The sequence below is a fragment of the Mongoliibacter sp. genome, assembly GCF_007692705.1.
In the GTDB taxonomy this organism is placed as follows: Bacteria; Bacteroidota; Bacteroidia; order Cytophagales; family Cyclobacteriaceae; genus Mongoliibacter.
In genome coordinates this window covers 1-20083 of sequence record NZ_REBN01000194.1, presented here as the reverse complement: position 1 = coordinate 20083, position 20083 = coordinate 1, and the positions used below count along the sequence as shown (strand labels likewise).

Annotated in this window: 15 protein-coding genes; 14 read left to right on the top strand and 1 reads right to left on the bottom strand. The window is 40.8% G+C overall.

The genetic code is table 11. The features are described 5' to 3' along the window. The 14 genes from EA341_RS13545 to EA341_RS13480 all read left to right on the top strand — a co-directional run. Positions 1-481 (top strand): phage tail sheath C-terminal domain-containing protein (locus EA341_RS13545; protein ID WP_293015502.1); only part of this gene is annotated, 481 nt, incomplete at its 5' end. A 48-nt stretch (positions 482-529) separates the two neighbouring features. Continuing rightward, positions 530-982, top strand: a complete 453-nt coding sequence (locus EA341_RS13540) for a phage tail protein (RefSeq protein ID WP_106131943.1) — start codon at positions 530-532, stop codon at positions 980-982. Positions 983-987: 5 nt separating this feature from the next. Further along, the gene (locus tag EA341_RS13535) at positions 988-1446 is read left to right on the top strand and encodes a phage tail protein (protein ID WP_293015499.1); all 459 of its coding nucleotides are present in this window, start codon (positions 988-990) and stop codon (positions 1444-1446) included. After that, a complete protein-coding gene (locus EA341_RS13530; RefSeq protein WP_293015496.1) occupies positions 1447-1632 on the top strand; it encodes a DUF5908 family protein in 186 nt (61 codons plus the stop codon). It begins immediately after the preceding gene. Positions 1633-1634: 2 nt separating this feature from the next. Continuing rightward, positions 1635-2297, top strand: a complete 663-nt coding sequence (locus EA341_RS13525) for a LysM peptidoglycan-binding domain-containing protein (protein WP_293015493.1) — start codon at positions 1635-1637, stop codon at positions 2295-2297. Between the two features lie 6 nt (positions 2298-2303). Beyond that, positions 2304-4103 carry a type VI secretion system tip protein VgrG gene (gene vgrG, locus EA341_RS13520; protein WP_293015490.1) on the top strand — a complete coding sequence of 600 codons (1800 nt, stop codon included), beginning with the start codon at positions 2304-2306 and terminating at the stop codon, positions 4101-4103. A 7-nt stretch (positions 4104-4110) separates the two neighbouring features. Then, on the top strand, positions 4111-4410 hold the full coding sequence (locus tag EA341_RS13515; RefSeq protein WP_293015489.1) for a PAAR domain-containing protein: 300 nt from the start codon (positions 4111-4113) through the stop codon (positions 4408-4410). 1 nt (position 4411) lies between these two features. After that, positions 4412-4825, top strand: a complete 414-nt coding sequence (locus EA341_RS13510; protein ID WP_293015487.1) for a GPW/gp25 family protein — start codon at positions 4412-4414, stop codon at positions 4823-4825. Between the two features lie 23 nt (positions 4826-4848). After that, on the top strand, positions 4849-8463 hold the full coding sequence (locus EA341_RS13505; RefSeq protein ID WP_293015484.1) for a hypothetical protein: 3615 nt from the start codon (positions 4849-4851) through the stop codon (positions 8461-8463). A 24-nt stretch (positions 8464-8487) separates the two neighbouring features. After that, positions 8488-9240, top strand: a complete 753-nt coding sequence (locus EA341_RS13500) for an adhesin (protein ID WP_293015481.1) — start codon at positions 8488-8490, stop codon at positions 9238-9240. 8 nt (positions 9241-9248) lie between these two features. Further along, entirely contained in the window at positions 9249-12107 is a 2859-nt protein-coding gene (locus EA341_RS13495; RefSeq protein ID WP_293015478.1) for a hypothetical protein, read from the top strand. Then, the gene (locus EA341_RS13490; protein WP_293015476.1) at positions 12100-16581 is read left to right on the top strand and encodes a contractile injection system tape measure protein; all 4482 of its coding nucleotides are present in this window, start codon (positions 12100-12102) and stop codon (positions 16579-16581) included. The genes EA341_RS13495 and EA341_RS13490 overlap by 8 nt, the downstream gene beginning before the upstream one ends. A gap of 1 nt (position 16582) precedes the next feature. Continuing rightward, the gene (locus tag EA341_RS13485; RefSeq protein ID WP_293015473.1) at positions 16583-18919 is read left to right on the top strand and encodes a glycosyl hydrolase family 18 protein; all 2337 of its coding nucleotides are present in this window, start codon (positions 16583-16585) and stop codon (positions 18917-18919) included. Positions 18920-19355: 436 nt separating this feature from the next. Beyond that, positions 19356-19817: a DUF6508 domain-containing protein gene (locus EA341_RS13480; protein WP_293015471.1), complete on the top strand. Its 462-nt coding sequence runs from the start codon at positions 19356-19358 to the stop codon at positions 19815-19817. Positions 19818-19862: 45 nt separating this feature from the next. Here the strand turns inward: EA341_RS13480 and EA341_RS13475 are convergent. Further along, positions 19863-20083, bottom strand: a 221-nt coding sequence (locus EA341_RS13475; RefSeq protein WP_293015468.1) for a hypothetical protein, incomplete at its 5' end; no start/stop codon positions are given.

Here is a 20083-nt window from a genome sequence, read left to right as displayed (position 1 = left end):
GGTAAAACCGGCAGTGAGCATTACACATGACCAGCAGGAAGACCTCAATGTAAATGCCCTTTCAGGAAAATCAATCAACGCGATCAGGACTTTTCCTGGCGTGGGAACATTGGTATGGGGTGGCAGAACACTTGATGGTAACAGCTTGGACTGGAGGTACATCAATGTAAGACGTACCATGATCATGCTGGAACAATCCATCAAATTGGCTTTGAGGGCTTATGTTTTTGAACCTAACGATGCCAATACATGGGTAACTGTGAAAAGTCTTATCTCCAATTTCCTTGTTGAAAAATGGAAGCAGGGTGCACTTGCAGGGTCTTCTCCTGAAGATGCCTTCGAAGTACAGATAGGATTGGGAACCACCATGACATCACTCGATGTGCTGGAAGGTAAAATGTTGATCACTGTGAAACTTGCCATCGTCAGACCAGCTGAATTCATTGTGGTGTCTTTCGAGCAGCAAATGCAGAAATCTTAATCTTTCTATTTCAATTTAAAAATTCTAAAACACTAAATACAAAATATCATGGCAGGAGAAGCACAAGACAGTAATTGGCCCTTACCCAAGTTTTACTTTTCAGTAGACTGGGGAAGCACAACAGACATTCCTTTTCAGGAAGTCAGTGGCCTTGAGATTGAGGCACAGCCAATCGAATACAGACATGGAAACAGCCCTGTATTTTCTACAATCAACATGCCCGGCATCATTAAAAACAGTCATGTTACCATGAAAAAAGGCGTTTTTGTTAATGACAATGCTTTCTGGGATTGGTACAATCAAATAAAAATGAATACCATCGAAAGGCAGAATGTGGTCATCAAACTTCTGGATGAGTCTGGTTCACCGACCATGACTTGGACATTGAACAATGCCTGGCCTTCCAAAATCAGCTCTACGGACCTGAAGTCGGATGCCAATGAAGTGGCCGTGGAAAGCATAGAAATTTCCCACGAAGGTTTGACGATTACTAACGGATAATTCTAATGGGAGAAAACAGTTTCTTTCAGGATGGCTATGCCCCGCCAACAGCATTTTATTTTCAAGTGAAATTCAAAGGATTTCCTGAAATGGACTGCAGTTTCCAGGAAGTATCCGGTCTGAAGGTTACCGTAAAAGTCACTGAGAAAAGGGAAGGGGGAGAGAATAAGCTTATTCATTACCTCCCTTCTCCTTCACAGTACAGTGATCTGGTACTCAAACGCTGTTTGATCAATAATTCAAGTCTTGGCCAATGGTGCAGAAATGCATTGGAAAACTTCAAGTTCAAACCCTTGGACTTTCAGGTATTCCTTCTCGGACCCAATGGAAAGCCTATGACCTCCTGGACGGTATTTCAAGCCATTCCCTTATCATGGGAATTGTCCGCTTTATCAAGTACCAAAAACGAACTCGCCATTGAGACATTGACCATAAAGTACAAATTCTTCAAAAAAGACAATTAGATGACGCTAATCATTAAGCAGTTGGTGATCCGGGGTGAAGTGATTGAGGACAATGCCAACTATAGTAAAGAGGAGCACCCCAATCAGGAAGCCATCATACAGTTGATAGAGGACACCAAAAGGAAAATTGAAAATGAGTATCACGAAAAGATGCTTGAATTGATAGAGAAATCCTCAACCCGCTGAAAATGGATACTGGAAAATTGACCAAGGTAAAACTGGTCGCGTACAAGAAACCCGATTTCACCGATAAGGTAGGAGATTATGACGTGCTGATCAATCCCGAAAAGTACAGTGATAAATCCGAATTGAAATATTCCACCAATTCTTCACCGGTAGGGAGTTCTGCCGAAACCGTAAAGTTCCGAGGGGCCGGCTCAAATATTTTTAATATGGATTTTTTCTTCGACAGTACCGGAGTGATCACCGACGAACCTGTGGATAGGCAAATCGACAAGTTGAAAGCATTGATTTACTCCTACAACGGCGATATCCATGAACCCAATTATATAAAGATTATCTGGGGCACACAATCCCTATTTGAAGGACGCCTCAAAAGTTGGGACGTTCAGATTATCATGATGGACCTTGATGGAACCCCGATAAGGGCTGAAGTAAAAGCAGCATTTGTCAGGTCTGTATCTGTCAAAAAGAAAGCATTGGAGGAAAGAAGGAATTCTTCTGACCTCACCCATATCCGTATGGTGAAAGCGGGCGATACCCTGCCGGCCATGTGTTTCAAGATATATGGAGAAAGCAGGTATTTCATTCAGGTGGCAGAATATAACGGCTTGGATCATATCCGTTCGATAAGCCCGGGTGATCAGCTTATTTTCCCACCTCTTATTTAATTCCTTATGTCCGAAAACCTGAAGATTAATGATTTGCCTGTGTCTTTTGAAGTTTCCATCAATGGAAAGGTATTGTCGGGTGCAATTGAAATCATTTCCCTGTCCGTAAGCCTTGAAGTGAACAGGATAGCTTCAGCGAACCTTAAAGTTTCGGATGGTGGGGCATTTGGACTGGAGAATGAACCCTTTTCCAACAGTGCTTCTTCCGATTTTATTCCGGGAAACGAAATTGTAATCAGCCTCGGTTACGGAGATGATAGAAAAACAGTTTTTAAGGGAGTCATCCTTGCGCAAAGGATGATTGTCCGCAATAACACCTCATTTTTGCAGGTTTCCTGCAAGGACAAATCATTCAAATTGACCAAATCTAGGTCAAATACGGTGATGGCTGACTCCAAGGACGATGACCTGATCAAAAAACTTGTTTCCAATGCAGGTTTGACCGCGGAAGTTGAAAGTGCGACCAAGTTTGCCTATCCACTTTTTCAATACAATACTTCAGACTGGGACTATATTGTGATCAGGGCTGAAGCCAATAATTTTTTTGTAATCACAGATGAAAATAAAGTCAAAATCAAGGCTTTCGACTTAACTGCCAGTCCAAAATTCAGCATTCAGGCAGATGTTTCTGCCTTGGAAGTGGATTTGGAAATCAACGGAGAAAACACCTATTCGGAATTTAACTTTACCAGTTGGGATCCAAAAAGCCAAAAAACCACAGTGGTCAAAGCCAGTATGGCCGATCCTTCTAAATTCGGAAACCTTACGGCACAGAAAATAGCTAAAGATCTGGCTGTTCCTTCGCTCAATAAATTTACCTCAGCGCCGCTTTCTTCCAGTGAACTGACCGCTTTTTCCAAAAGTTGGATCAGCAAATCTGCGCTGACCAAAATTCAGGGGAAAATTCTTATTCCTGGAACTGCCCAGCTGAAACCGGGTGACCTGGTCGGACTCAAAAGTTTTGGCGAAAGGTTTGAAGGGAACGCGTTTATTTCAAAAATTGAACATGAATACGCAGAGGGAGATTGGAAAACCTCCGTATTTGTAGGACTTCACTCACGATGGCATTCTTCCCTTTCTGATGTAGAGGAGGTAGGAGCTTTGGGACTTTTGCCAGGTATAAAGGGATGTCAAATTGCCAAAGTCAAAAAAATCAATGAAGATCCCGACGGAGATTACAGGGTTTTGATCCAACTTGAAGCTTTTCAAAATAAAAGCAATTCCAATGAACTCTGGGCCAGAATCGCTTTCAATTACGCCTCTCATCAGGCTGGATTTTTTTTCTTTCCCGAAATAGGGGATGAGGTATTGGTTAGCTTTATCAATGGCGATCCGAGGTTTCCAGTCATCACCGGCAGCGTTTACAGTTCTAAACAAAACCCAAAGTTCAAAACAGATGCAGAGAATACTACCAAAGCCATCCACACCAAATCAGGACTGGCCATAATCTTTAATGACAAAGACAAAATATTCACCATTAAAACTCCTGGTGGAAATACTGTCATCTTGGATGACAAGAAAAAACAACTCTCAATGCAAGATATGAATTCAAATGAGGCCATACTCAGTAAAGATGGGATCAAGTTTTCCAGTCCCAAGGACATCACTTTGGATGCAAAAGGTAAAATCAGCCTCAAAGCAGTTTCAGGTATTGAGTTGACAGCATCGGGTGGAGACCTCAAGGGAAAGGGATTGAATGTGGCCCTGGAGGCTCAGGTTGCCATGAAGGCTGCAGGAAATGCCTCAGCAGAATTTTCAGCTGCGGGACAGACCGTAGTGAAAGGTGCAATGGTCATGATAAATTAATTGAATTATGCCGCTAGCCGCAAGATTGACAGATATGCATACATGCCCCATGTTGACTCCGGGGCTGCCACCGATTCCCCATGTAGGAGGTCCTGTGATAGGGCCAGGTGTGCCGACCGTCTTGATAGGAAAACTTCCAGCAGCAGTAATGGGGGACTCCTGTGTTTGCGTGGGACCACCAGACTCTATCATTAAAGGTTCTGCTACGGTGATGATTGGTGGAAAGCCGGCTGCCAGAATGGGAGATACCACAGCCCATGGCGGTTCAATTGTATTGGGATGTCCCACAGTAATGATAGGAGGTTGATATGGATGAATCTTCAAACAACTTTCTGGGAAAAGGCTGGTCATTTCCCCCTTCCTTTGATATCGATTCCAGAATGGTGGAAATGGCTTCTGCTGAAACTGATATTGAGCAAAGTATCCGGATAATCTTGGGCACCATTCCAACCGAAAGGGTAATGGAACCAAAATTCGGATGTGATGTGCTCAGTTTTGTGTTTGAAACCTCTGACCCAACCTACATGACCTTGCTGAGGGATACCATTTATGATGCCTTACTTTATTTTGAACCTAGGATAAAAGTAGAAGAAATCAGATTTGGAAAGGAAAAACTCCAGAAAGGGATCCTCCTGATCAATGTCAATTATACCGTGATTATCACCAATTCAAGAAGCAATATGGTTTTCCCATTTTATATAAATGAAGGAACGAACCTTTGAAAAATGCCCCGAACTGAGCAACTATGAAAAATGGAATTACCCAGTCAGAAAGAATGATCCAGGCACTGGAACCGCATTATGTGGTTCCGGATGAAAGATCTTTGTTGGAACTGGTTCAATTCACACTTTCATACGCGCAGTCGGTCTCATATTATGATTTCCACAATAAGCCCTTGGGTAACTGGAAACCTTTTTTGCTAAATGACCCCATCTTTATTACCGGGATGATAGCTTCCACTTCAATGGAAAGCTACAAGATAAGACAGGACGACCTTGCCTCCAAAGCAGAAAACTCCCCAAAAGGGATCAAAAATTTTAGAGGAGGAATGGCTGTTAACTTGCTTTCCATGATCAAGAACATTTACAAATGGGAAGATCTATTCAAGGACTGTAATTATGAGGGCCCATTGCTCAATGAAATCATCAACAGCAGGAGATTTTTAGAGCCTTTTATTCAAAGTGTATTTCCTTACCAGAATCGGTATAAGTCATTTGAATTTCAGCATATCCAAGCAGTTGAATCCAGTAAGGATAATCTACCCAATATTGCAGAAGCTTTTAAGGCTTCTTATAAGAACCTGGTCTTTATCGTGGATCAGGCGCACAAAAGCTTTGATGATATGATGGCTATGGAGTCAGGCAAACATCAACCCCATATCGGGCTCCTGATGTCAGCTTTGAAGCTTTTTGTGGAAATACAGAAGGACCTCAATGAGCTGACAGGGAAACATCTGGATTTTTACTACCGTCGTATCCTGAATCAGGTGGCTCCTTTACAGGGCACGATTAGTCTGTTGGTGGGTTTTATTCCCAAGCCTGGAAAATCTTTATTGCCTGAAAATTCAGGTTTCACGCTGGAGTTTCCTTCAAAAAAAGCGATTCCTTTCCAAAACCTGTTTCATTCTGAGTTGACTCAGGCAAAAATCTCAGCACTTAAATCTTTATACATAAGTGATTACTTCCCCTTCTCCACAGGGTATAGAAGTGACCGTCTGGCACTCAACTGGATCTATGATACCGACTTATACCAGGGCGTTGGCAAACATGAAGTTTCCTTTCAGGGTGATTCCAAGATGGATTTTCCAGCGGTAATGGGAGAAAACCAAAGCCTCAAAGGTTTGAACCGCCGTACAATGAAAACCAGTCAGCTTGGATTTATCATCAGTTCACCTGTTTTGTTGTTGGAAAAGGGTGATGCGCGCATAGAACTTGCCTTTGAAATGAGTGATTCCTCTTTCAAAAATTTCAAATACCTCATCGCTGAACTGCTTATTCAAAAAAAGAAGTCCAGCGGAGAGTCAGTAGCCATCCAAACCAATGAATTTAGGGATTTTGCTCATCTCTTACTCAATGAAGCCTTTTCGGTAGATATATCAGGCAAAAATGGATGGCAGCGACTGGATTTTCTTGCCATTAGCTTTTTGGATGGCCAAAACAAGCTTGTGTTCAAACTTGAGCCTGAGGGCGTAGCAGAAATGCCTATTCCTTTTGAGTCGGAAACCCATGATGGGAATTTGGATACGGAATGGCCTTGTATCCGGTTCATGATGAATGCCTATTCCAATTATCCGCCTTATAGGCTGTTGAGAGTGCTTGAAATCATAGAAATAGAAATTCTTACCCACTCAAAAGGTGTAAGTACAGGATTTGAATGCAGTAACCAAATAGGAAAACTCGATACAAGTAATCCTTTTCTTCCCTTTGGTTCCCAGCCTACAAAGGACTCGTATTTCAATATCAAGAATCCTTTGGTTTTGAACAAATACCTGTCCTCTTTATCCATAAAGTTAGACTGGGTGGGGCTGCCTGAAGAAGCAACTGGGTTTAAAGAGCTGTACAAAGCATATCCAAATGAGATTGACAATCACAGCTTTAAAGGTTTGATGTCACTTAAGTCGGATAATTACAAATCCAAACAGGCAAACCATGCTGTCGCACAGGAGGTACAGTTATTTGAGACCATTCAGAAATCGGGTGAAATCTACCTCCAAAAACGCAAAGAGCTCAAGCTTAACCTAGATTTTGTAGATATCAACATGTTGCAGGATCCTGTGAAAAATGTGCTAAGGAATGAAGAAAACGCTTTTCTCTCTCTCAAACTTTCAGAACCTTCACCATTTGCATTTGGACATGAGCATTATACCCAACTGTATGCAGACCTTTCTTTCTATAACAGTAGGTTCCCTAAAAGACAGAAGAACCTACCTGGGAAACCTTACACCCCTCAGATTGAAAAAATCACCTGCAACTACCAAAACCAAACCAAGGAAAACCTGATCAGAAAAGGAAGTGATAATGCCGAGACTATTAAAGTCTTCCATCTCTATCCTTTCGGGCATGAGTGTGTTTATCCCAACCCGGGATTGACTTCAACTTATATGTTACCCCAGCTTGAGGGAAATGGAAGCTTGATCGTAGGCCTGTCTGATATAACACAAAATCAGGTGGTCAATTTGGGGTTTAAACTCTATCCGGCCTACTTTATTCATACCATTACGCATCCTCCAATAATCAGATGGGAATATATGGAAAAGAACCAGTGGCTTCCCCTTGGGAATTTGCTGATGGAGGATTCCACATTTGGCATGCTTCAATCAGGAATTGTGAAGTTTAAGCTCCCTGAAAATCCTGACCTGAACCATACACGCCTTCCTGAAAACCAGTTCTGGATAAGGATATCTTATGCGGGCAACCAAGAAATCAACAGCAGGCTGATATCAATCTTTACTAATGCCGCCTGGATTAGCCAGGTGCATGACAGCGCAGTGCCGGCAGTGGACCCTAAAGAACTTAATGAGAACCTCGTAGTGCTTGCAGATGGAAACCTACCCCTGAATGAAGTGATCGGTCCTTACCAAGTCAATGTACCCTCATTACCTAAATCCGAAAAACAGGACAACATACGCATCAGCGAGACCCTGCGTCATAGAAGCAGGGCAGTAAGTACCTGGGATATGGAAAGGTTGGTTTTGGAGCGATTTCCCCAAATCGGAAGGGTAATGGTATATGGAAGAAGTGATTTTCCGCAGCATCTGGTGAAAAATAGTAATATTCAGGTGGTGGTAATACCAGCCGCATCTTTGAGTGATTCCTTCCAGTCCGAAGGCTTCCGGGCACCTTTTGAGTTATTGCAGGAAATCAAATCTTTCCTCAGGCAATCAGTATCCCCCTTTTCAAGGGTGGAGGTTTGTAACCCGGTCTTTGAAAAGCTCAAAGTCCGCGGTTTTGTGAAATTCAGAAACATCCAACAATCAGGATACTACAGGGATATCTTGGAAAAGGAACTGATCGCTTACCTATCTCCAAATCCATTATATTTTGAGAACGGGAAAGGTTTTATCAGATCCATTTATAAAGCCGAAATACAAAATTTCATAGAATCCAGACCTTATGTGGATTTTATAACAGGATTCTCAGTCATACAGATTGTCGAAGTCCAAGGAAATTACAAGATTATCGATACTGCCAACCCCGATTTTCAAGTGGAAATGTTGAGGACAGTAAGTCCTTATGCCATCCTTACCTCAGCAGAATCACACCAGCTTGAAATCAATAATGAGTCACAGATGACAGATCCGACACTGTCCAGCATAGGGGACCTCTCAATTGAATCGGATTTTATTGTCGACAAAAACTAAAATATTCTCTGGTAGAACGGATACATGAAAGAATTAAATGAAAATACCCTGATCATCAATGACAGGGAACAGCTTAAGAAATACTTTAGAAGTGGTATGCTCCCCACTGAAAGGCATTTTGCCATACTGATTGACTCCATGTTCAATAAAGTGGATGACGGAATCAATAAAGACAACAAAGACGGGTTGATGATATTTCCTGCAGGTGATGAGGAGATTCTATTGAGTTTTTACGATTCACTGAAAGATAAAAAGGCAAGTTGGATACTTGTAAATGGTCAGGGAGAAACCAAAGGGATAATTTTGAAACAAAAGGGTGAAAAAGATCCGACCATTTTCTTTCAAGAAGGAGGCTTTGTAGGGATAGGTACAGATAAACCCAGCCAGAAACTTGAGGTAGCGGGTTTGATTGCCTCCCAGGGTAGGGAAGGGGTATATAAAAAAGGAAAGATACTCGCAGACGGTAAATGGCACGATGTCCTGACAGAGCTCAATGGTTGTCAAGGTTTTGAAGTGATGGCACATGCCGGAAGGAAGGAAAAAGGCAAATATGCCCTTTTACATGCCACAGCGCTGAGTACCTATGGCAATTCCAAAGCTAAGATTTCAAAAACCTGTGCCCACTATGGATTTTGGTGGAATAGAATCAGCTGTCGTTGGATTGGTGAAACAAAAAATTACCGGCTTCAACTCAAAACCAGAAGTAATTATGGCAAGGATGCTGTGATTACATTCCGAATTGCAAAATTATGGGATGACAGTTTTCTGGAGGAATAATAATAAAAATGAAGAAAAAAGGCCCAATATATAAAGAACAGGCACTTAAGCACAGCCAAGACTTCAAGCTCCTAATGGAGCAGGGAATCCGGCATGTACAGGGATTCAGTGGAGATCGCTGGACGGATTATAATTTACATGATCCGGGCGTCACCATTTTGGAACAGTTCTGTTATGGCCTTACAGACCTGGGTTATAAAACCGCTTTTCCAATTGAGGACCTCCTGATTGAAAAATCAGATGGGAAGATCAATTGGGATAAAAATGCTTTTTTCTCGCCATCACTGGTTTTCAGTTCCCACCCGATTACCGTATCCGATTTCAGAAAATTGTTGATTGATAGTTTTCCAGAGATTCAAAACTGTTGGCTCAGCCAAGTCTCTCCAACCGGGATGGAAGAGGGTGTAAATGGAGTATATGGTATAGAGATTTTACCCGCACTGGCATTTCAGAAAGACCTTAAGAAAAAGCCTGAACTTGCACGCACATTTTTGGACAGCTTACAACAATTCCTCAACAGCAACAGGAACCTTTGTGAGGATTTTGATCCTCCAAAATTATTGTCCCCCAAGTCTATTTTTATCAAGGCAAGTGTAGAGGTTTTACCCGAAACTGATCCGGATAGAATAATGGCCGAAATCATTTTCGCATTGGAGGTTTTCCTGTATCACCCTGTTGCATATTCCAATTTGGATGAGCTTAGGAATTCAGGCCACAGGATAGAAGATATTTTTTCAGGTCCAAAACTCACCCGGGGATTTATATTGGACACCCAACTTAAAGAGCGGAGCAATGTCCTGAATATAGAGCAATTTCAGGGATTAATTTCGAAAATTTCGGGAGTTAAAAAATGTCATGACCTGGCTTTGGATATAGAAGGGAAAGAAAAAAACATCATCATTCCTGAAGGATTTTATGCCTCGATCAATACTGATTCAAAAGATCCCTCCAGTGTGTATTACAAAATCAGCATTGTTGTCAACCGAAACAGGCAAAGACTGAATTCTTCCAGAGTAGCAGACCTTTTGCTGGAACTTTGGAGTAAAAATTTCAGGGTTTACCAAGAAGACTTGTTTAAAAATAGTTTTTGGAAATCATCCATCAAAGGAAGATACCGGAACCCGGAAAAATATGTATCCATTCAATACCATTTTCCAAAAATCTACGGATTGGGTAGAGAAGGTCTTTCCCAGCATGAAGCGCCTGAAAGACACGCAAAAGTACGGCAGTTGAAAGGTTACCTCATGTTAATGGAAAAGCATCTAGCCAATTACCTGGCACAGCTTTCAAGAGTTCCTGATTTTTTTGATCATGATATTCAGCAGGAAGGACAGACTTACTTTTCCCAGGACTTCGAGACCCAAGTTGGAAAAGATGAAATCGAGATCAAAGAGAACCTTATGCCGGGTTTTGACAATGAAGGAGTCAACCCACAGACCGGTGAATCAAGGATTGACTGGTTGAAGCGGAAAAACAGGATTCTGGATCATCTCCTGGCAAGATTTGGAGAGCGGGTTCATGACCTTCCTTTTCAGCTTTCACTTAAAATGAATATTTCTGGAACACAGGAAGAAATGCTGGCCTTTCAGTTATTACAAAAATCCAGATTCCTTCGGATGGTTCCTGAGCTCAATTATGCAAAGCATAGGGCTCGCTTCAACTTGGTTGATCAGGGGGATATCAGGTCTACTGTTGAAGTTTTATTATATACTCTTCTGGGAATTCCATTTAAAAATGATTCTTTATTGCCTGATTTTTTGCCCAAAAATGTCACCCTTGACGACGGTAAGGTCAGTACAGGCTATTTAAAGTCCCAGATTTCTTACACTGAACTGAAGGAAAAATACCGACCGCTGTACAAAAGTGAAAGGAATTTCCCTCGTCTTGAGAACCCTGGAAAACCCCAGTTCTCTTTTGGAAAGATTGGCATCAAAGACCTGTTTGCCAGAACTCTCAATCCCGATTGCTATTGGATATCCAAAAAATTCACCTTTAAGGGTTCCATTGAAGTGCTGTTTCAGAAATCCACTTCTAATTGGGTAGGCATTTGGGAAGGAAGAAATGAGGATGAAGCTGTCGAGACCATTGCCAATGCCATACAATATTTCAGGGAAATGAATCAGCGCTCTGAAGGGATGTATTTTGTGGATCATATCGCTTTAAGGTCTCTTTTGGAGGCGTCCGGCTTTGGATTTGTCCTTATGGAGCAAGACGGGGAACCCACTTTCAAATCACCCTGGTACCCCACGGTGGCAAAAAGGAAAGAGCAATTGGAATTGTTCTATTTGGCGGCAAAAGATAGAAAAGCATACAGAAGGCAGGGGAATATATTTTCTCTGCATGATGGGCAGGGTAAACTGTTGGGTACTTATCAAAGTGATGGATCAGTTGATTTGGAGGCTGTTTTTGAGTCAACTTCCAATTTTGCAGCGATGATGTCTGGAGATCAAGGATTAGCTGGGTTTCTGTCATTAAAAGATGTGGAGGATCTCAGGTTTATGGGTACGCTTCACAACGAAAAAATAGTAGGGCAACGCGCGCTTGTGTTATTGCAAAAAAGAGATGACGGGACGGAAATCAAGGAGAACTTTTTCGATTTAAAAGCATCTCTTATCCTACCTGACTGGCCAGCACGTTTTCAGGAAAACCACTTCAAGTATTTTGTTGAAAACGAAGTAAGGGAAAGAATTCCGGCCCATGTAAAAGTCGGGATACACTGGCTGGACCTCAGGGAATTTGAGGCCTTTGAAAACATTTATCTCAAATGGAGGGGAGAGTTGAATAACAATCCTGATAAAGTAAAAAGCAAGTTTGCCTTACAACTGTACACTTTCTTATCGAAGTTGAAGGGAGTGGAAAATGAATAGTGTTACTTCCCATGCCATCGAAGACTTGATGTTTTCCTTTCTTTATCCGAACAGGAGACAGGCTTCCCGCTGCAATTCAAAACTCCAACAGTTGATACAGTTTGATGTCATTCCTGAATTGGAAAAAACCTTCGATCAATTGGGGCTTAAAGGAATTGAACTTGAGCTGGACCAATTGGAAATAGACCTTGGAATGCTGCAGGAAGAAGATATTTCTATAGGACTGGGGAGAAAAATCAGTCCCTTACTGAGCAAGGCTTTATTGGATGCCATTTGGGAAAAGATGTATCTCGGAAAAGAGGGTTCTCTTCAAAATGCGTCGGTAATGGACCTGTATCTCTTGGCTTTACAGCAGTATTTTTTAAAAGGATTTCTACCTGTTTGGCTTAAGTCAGACTTTGATGTTTACAGCCTTTTGGAGTTTGTGTTTTCCATGAATCCTGCTCCATTAAAAAGAATGCTTGAAACTGTCATACAACAAAGCGAATCGGCTAGAAAACGAATTGCCTTTTTGGGTACAGGTTATTTTGATCAGATTATCAGGGTGCTGGCCGCTGCTGATGCAGAATGGATGATAGGTTATAGGAATACCTATCTAGAGCTACATAAGTCCAAAAACCGATTGCCTGGACCGGAAGAAAGCCTCAGGAAATCCCTTAACCTTTTTATTTTAACTTACCTTTCAGGAAAGTCAGGCCCGAAATTTAACCGTCTTGATTTCTCAGAACGTTTTCTGAAATCAATAGCTGCCCACTACAACATGACATTTGAGGTTTTTCTTTCTCAGATCAATGTCATAATCAACAATATTTCAGGCGAAAGTAACCTATTCAGGGAGTTTAAGGAAACCATAAACACGATCAATGAAAAGAACAACCCGGAAGCCGAGTGGGAAGAGGGTCCTTCAGAGCCTACTTTTTTGCAGCTTGTGCAATGGCTGAATGTGGGAGCCACAAATACTGGCTTTCATTCCTATTTGGTAAAATGGAAAGATTCCGGAGTGTTGTTTGAAACCCTTTCGAATCGTTTCCCCGGATTTTGGAAATCCCTTTCCAAAAAGGGACTGCTACACCTGCTTGAACGCCTCTTGGATGGGCAGGATACTCAATGGTCAGCCCTGACCCATAATTACCTGAAATGGTACGCTCAAGCAGCTGCCAAAACCAATGCTGATGATGAAGTTCTGAAAGCTATTTTCAGCCTGACTTCACGCAGTTCTTTACATGTTGAATTGCCTATCCGGAAAACGGATGACTGGTTTATGCTTTTGTCCATTCATGCTTTCACTGAGTTGGATGAGCACTATCAGGTATCAAAAGCCCTTTTGACTTTGGGGGAAAAGGCTGGGCTTGCCAATCTAGGCCAATTGCTCATAAGTGCAAAGTCCAGGGGCAGCAAGAATAAAAATGATATCCAGGTACTAAAGCATGGCAATGATAATCAAGCAGCACTTACTGATCCTAAGTCAGCTCAGAGGAGTGAAAACCCCATATTCCTTAAAAATCAACTTGCTTTACTTGTCTTACAACAATACCTCAGTACGGGTATGCTGAGTAGTTCCAATCGTGAACTGAGCCAATCAGACCTCTTGTGGATAGTAAATAACCTGCTTCAGGGTCATGACGCTACATTATTGGATGCTTTGAGTATTGCCGTTAGGAAAAATGGCAATGCGTTTACGAGGAGGTTTGCAAGTATCACTCATGGAATAGACCAAAAGGAATTCCAAGCTCTTATCCGAAAGTATGGAGCCCAAAAAACGCTGTCTTTATATCAGTTCAATGAAAAGTTGCTCAGCATGTTCGGTGCATACCCCAGGCTGGAGAATATTTTAAATCAAAAATTATGGTCGCTATTGCTGGAAGAGAATTCCTCTGAACAAAGCAAAAGATCCATAGTTCTTGAATACCGCTCTGCTTGGGAGGATGAAGCTTTTCTATCTGGAATTTCCAGGTTAACTGAGCAGAAAGGATTTAGGATAGATGTCTTAAGGACAGTTCAAATCAAGATGCAGTTCAAAAAATATGTACTGCTGTATTTTTCCAGGTTTTCAGCTAATGAGTTCTTGCAGTTTTCCGCTTTCAGAAATCTAGCTCATGCCGTATTGACGGACAGGGCAAATCAGTCCATTTTAAGGCCAATGTTGACAGAAGGGGTAAATCAGATCCTTAAAAAAGGGGCGATTGACTCCAATGAACATACAAGTGTTGCTCGTTATATCAAAGGCATTTCTCTGAATCCGGATCGCTTACTGGAACTGCTTCAGGCAGATAGTGCTCATGTTGAATTCAAATCATTGATTTTTGAAAAGGATAAAGGAAAGGAACTCAAGCAAACAGCTCTTAAAATTGTGGAGCAAGACCTGGTCAGGCTTTTTGCTTTGAGTTCAAAGGTAAATCTTGGTGCCTATGACAAAAAGGATTTACTGGAAAGCTCTCGGAGGATCATTCTTTATGCCAAGCTTGACAAGCTTGCCATTATCCGATTGGTAGAAAAAAAGAAAAAACAATTGCCTGTCTTGCTCATTAGTCTCTTCAGGCATTTGAGCAAAAGTGATTGGCAAAAATTTTCTCTTTGGTTCAGAGAGGATATTGTGCCCGGTATTGGTATTCAAAATCCAGTACAAAAGTCGGGGATAGTAGTCTTAAATCTCAAGGCATTTATTGAATCATTGAACAGTAAGGATGAACTTCTTGCCGATAAGTTTTCTGAAACTTTGGAATATCTTCATGAAAGCCTTTCGAATAGTAGAGCTTTAACTCCTGGGTATGCATCCCTGCTGCCTAATAGTCTGACTGCAATGAAAGGGTTGGAATATTTGATAGGACTTCCTTCTTCTTTCTTCTTCAAGAAATCAGCATTTGCCGCATGGAGAGCATCCATAATGAACAGCATTTTTCAATTCCATGTACTTTTTAGCTCAAATCCATCTATAAAGGCGGAAGTCTTTTGGGAGATTTTCACAGGTACATTGAAGAAAAATAGCCATAAGTTCGGTGGAACTTCAATGGATTGGAGCAGTATCCTGAATTCAAGGCATTTGGATGAAAAAGCCAAAGTTCATTTGAAGAAATTTGTGGTCCAATTCGTGAAAAAACCAATGACAATTTCGGTCAATGGTTTGGAGATTGAACAGCTTTCAGCGGCCATTTCATACCTTAAAGAAGAGGGATATCTGCCATGGTGGTCACCGATTCAACATAAAGCAAAGCTTCTTTTGGCTATGCTGAACCATATTCAGTTCAGTGAAAAAAATGATGCCTTTTTATTGATACTGCTTTTTGAAAAGGGGAAAATCCCAATCTTGTTGCAAGGCCTATCTGAAAATCAGCTCAAAAGAATTTATAAGGTGACAGTTTCATCAAAATACCAAAAGTATTTTTCCAGTTTTATAGAATCTTTGCAGGTCGAGCTGGATAAGAAAAATGCCAATACCGCTGGTTTTTCCAAACTGGAAAATGAAAGTTCATCACCTTTGAGGGGAGAAGGCCACAGCCATTCAAAATCGGGGGAGAAAAAAGATTTGAAGGATATGGAGGCTAAAAACATGTTTTTATCAGGCTCAAGGTCTGAGGTTGAATCATGGGTGAGAAAGAAAGTAAATTTATCCAAGGAAAATGAAGTTCTTTCCACCTGGTTCAAACCCCGTTCAGAGATTATGAATGAACTCAAAACCCTTTTGAATTTAGGCTCATACATGTATTTTGGGAATTTAAATCCCGGCAAGTGGAAAATATGGTTACTGGTCTTTGCTTATGATTATTATATCCAAAAGGCAAATAAAAGTACGGGGTCATTTTTTAACCAATTCCTCCAATACCTTATAAAGAATAAGTCTGAAATCAATTGGAAAACTGTTTTCCAAAGCATGGTCAATGAGAAACGATTTGACGGAAAAGTTTTGGAAGTGTATAAGGCTGAAGTATTGAAAAGTTTCCCCATGCTTACAGAAGCAATAGCCCAGGATCCTGAAAAAGGTGAACTGGTAAAAGTGTCCAATGCTGGTCTTGTCCTCTGCTGGCCATTTTTATCGGTGCTGTTTTCAAGGTTGAAAATCAGCGATAAAGGGCTTATCCCTGAGGAATCACAGTCAAAGGCGGTCTATCTGCTTCAATATATTGTCTATGGCCATACAGAATTTCCTGAATATGAAATGGTGCTGAATAAATTACTGATAGGCATGAAGGTCAGTCAACACCTTGAAAAGACCGAACTTCAGCAGGAAGAGAAAGACATGGCGATAAGCCTTATAAATGGCATGAAAAGCAATTGGGAAAAAATGAAGAAAGCTTCTCCGGATGCGGTTAGGGAAACCTTTTTACAAAGAGAAGGAACCCTTGAATTTGATTCCCTCGGCAATACCCTAAGAATTCCCAAAACAGGAGTTGATGTTTTGCTTGATGGTATTTCGTGGAATATTTCCATGGTAAAATTACCCTGGATGGAAAAATCATTAGAAATTAAATGGCGCTAATATGAATCTGATCCCAAGATTTTCAGCAGTACAAAGCCCAAGGACCAATCTTTACATGGTACTGGTCTGGATTGTAATATGTTGCGCTTCACTGGTAAACCTAAATGAGGCATTTGCCCAGGTACCTTCAAAGATTCCACCTTCAGAAATCATATTGAGTGATTCCATAGATTGGGGAGACAGCAGCAGACATGGATTAATCAATAAAATATTTCAGCCATTGAGGTTTAGAGAGAATCAGCTTCAAAAAGAAAGGATAAGAATGGTATCCCTTATCAGGAGACTTACCGAACAGGGGGATTTGAATATCGATGCCGAGACGGTCAATGCCATTGTCAACGATTTAATAAAATTGACTGATGAGCAAGGAAATACCCAACAAACATCAGAACGCTTACAGGAGGAAATTAACCAAGCACTGACAGAACTTGATTTAAAAGCTCCTAGAGATTTGGTTGACTCGGTCAAAGTTCAGCTTGGAAGTGTACTTCAGGGATTGATGAATGATACCAAAGAAGCTAACCTGGCTCAAAGAAAGACAATGATGGCAAAGCTTTCTGCATTGAAACAGATTCAGTTTTCCTGTGGTTCTGCAGAATTGCCAACTTATGAAAAAGTATCTGGGGATTCCATAATGGTCAGGTATCAGAATTGCCTGAAAGCTGATACACGTATTTTCGGATGGCACCTTTCTGAAATGGGTCAGAGGTACCAGAATTACAACTTCAATTACCTGACAGACCTTATCCTTCATGGCTATCAGTTAGGGGGGGATGGTTTGGAAAACAATCCTGATGTCCTTGAAAGGATGCTAAATGGTGGTATACTGAATAGGCTTCAGAGTTCGGGTAAGCAGGCATCTCTTTCCGTTTATAGCTATTCGGCTCCGAATACGAGTGCCTTCTTAAACCAAAAAATTTCCCAAGATCGGTTTCTTGAAAGGATTAAGGAACTCGTAGCATCATATGAATTACGAGGAGTCAATATAGATTTCTCAACGATTCAACCAAAAGACAGTCGGGCATTTACACAATTTATCCAACGGCTCAAAAATGAATTGGCAGTCATAGGCCCTGATTTGCTATTGACTATTGGCCTACCACCCATTTCAAATACCGAAAATCTGAGTAGCGCAAGTGCATTGGATTATATTTCCTTGAATTCCCTGGTGGATTTTTATATGGTCATGACCCAAAACCTAAATATTACAGGGACCAGAATACCTTTTTCAAGAAGTCCTTTGTATCCGGATACTGCAAACCCAAGGGGATCGATTGAAGGTACTTTCTCGATATATTCCAATGGCAAAGTGCCTATTGATAAACTTGTAATGATGGTCAGCTATCAGGGGATTTCCTGGGACATGCCTGATTTCATTCCGGGAAGTAGGGCTAGTGGATTTGGCTCATTGATCGATTTCAGATCTATTCAGCAAAATATAATTCCCACTGTGGACCAAGAGAGAGGGTCTGTTTTGGGATATGATCCGGAACAGGCCGCATCTTACCTGAATTATGGTGAAATAGGAAACCTCAAGCAGCTATGGTTTGAAGACTCAAGGAGTCTTACTGAAAAATATCAATGGGCTCTTGAAAATAATATTGGAGGTGTTGGGATCTGGGGATTGGGCTTTGATGAGGGTTATACCGAGCTCTGGGATGCTTTGGGAGCAAACCTTATCTATGTCGATTCTGTAGTCTTGGGAACTTCTAAAATTTTGATAAAAGAACCGGATGCAAAACTGAGTTTTTGGAATTACTTAAAGATTTACATGAATGATGTCCAATGGGCAGGTGTAAATGATATTTACTTAGGTGATCCCAATAATTCTAACTTCTGTTATTTTGAGGAATTTCCTGACAAAGAAGGGATTCAGGTACTGAAAACACAAAATCAGATTGAAGATTTCTGGTTATATCCCAAAAGATTTAGAAAATTTAAAGGAACAGAATATCGTTCTTTGGATTCTTACCAACAGTGCATAAGCCTTTTGGGAAGATGGGAACGTTATTCTGAAATCAATGGAAGTCTTGCAGCACTTCTTTTTGCATTGCTGTTTGGGATCGGCCTTACTATTTTTCTGGGAATTAAGAGATTTGGAGATGAGTGGGGGTGGAGGACTATTCTGACACAGGTTTCGATTGGAATTGGATTGTTGGCTTTGATTAACCTGTTTTTCTATATGTTTTTCAGTACACAAATCGGGTTTATTGGAGCGGGAAGCAATGAAGTAACAATGTTGATGATCATGTTTATTTTCACATTGGGTATCTTAACAGGTATGATTGTCAATTATCTGGGGATGTCCAGGAAATATTCAAACAAAAATTTACCGTAGGAAGAGCACAAAGCCTTTTAAAGAGCTAACCTTATTTCTTAAGTAATTTCACATGTACCGTCAGGATACTAAAGTTGTAGGTGAGGTATTTATAGAGGCGAAACTGAACACAGGATTATTGATTTACAGACATATGGAGTACTAGTTATATTTTGGTCAAGTTAAGGTTGGTATTATTACCTTATTCGATCTTTATAATTAATGTCAAGGCTTTACCTCAGCGGTCTGCAAAAACTTTTGAGGTCAATTCTGTTTCCTTTCCTCTTTACAATTAATGAAATAATAAAAAGCAGTTAATTGCATCCTTGATACCTATGCATTTTCTTCCAGTAAAAAGGGAACTGCCCCTTTTAGTCATTGAGAAACAGAATTTACTCATTCCTTATTTTGTAGTACTTACGATTTTGTAAATTAGGGTTACAGTAATAATTTGAATATGAAGATATTTTTTACTCCGATAGATGAGATAGAGGACTTTCTTGCAAGTGAGGAGGGGGAGAATAAACTTTCTGAACTGAAGGAATATTATATCAGGCTTGATAGCATTTTCCAAAAATTATATGACCTACCCGTAAAGCTTACTCCTGAAGCGATGAGGACTTACCTGGATTTCGGTCATCTTGATAAAGAATTACACAGTTTTCTATTGACTTCAGGATTGCTCCCCGTATATGATTGGGAAAATTGGTTGGAAGGAAAAGAGATTATTGATGGAATGAAGAATTCCCCTTCTCTAAATCAGGTAAAGGCTTTCAAGCTTCTTAGTTTGGTTGTAAAGTTGGATATTGGAGAAAAGGGTATATATGATAACTTTTTGGAAAGTGGCCAGATGTTATGGCTTCTGGAGTTTCTGATAGTTCAAAACTCTAAAGCTCCCGTAAAGCCGGAAAGTGCTTAAATATAAGTTATTTATTGAAGTAAGTGCTTTTTGAATACCTGTTTTTTAGTGATCAACCTTTCTTGAACTACCATCAAATCCAATCACTTGGATTTCTTTGCAGTTTTCAGGAATCGGAATCTTTCTGCTTGATTGAGAAAGGTAGCCTGCTCCATAAGGGAATTCCAAAGTCCTACTTTCACCGTTGCGGAAATCAAAGCGTACTTTAAAATCACCCGGTTCCAATTCCAAATGCTTCTGATTTGTCTTTGTCTCTGTGCTTTTAA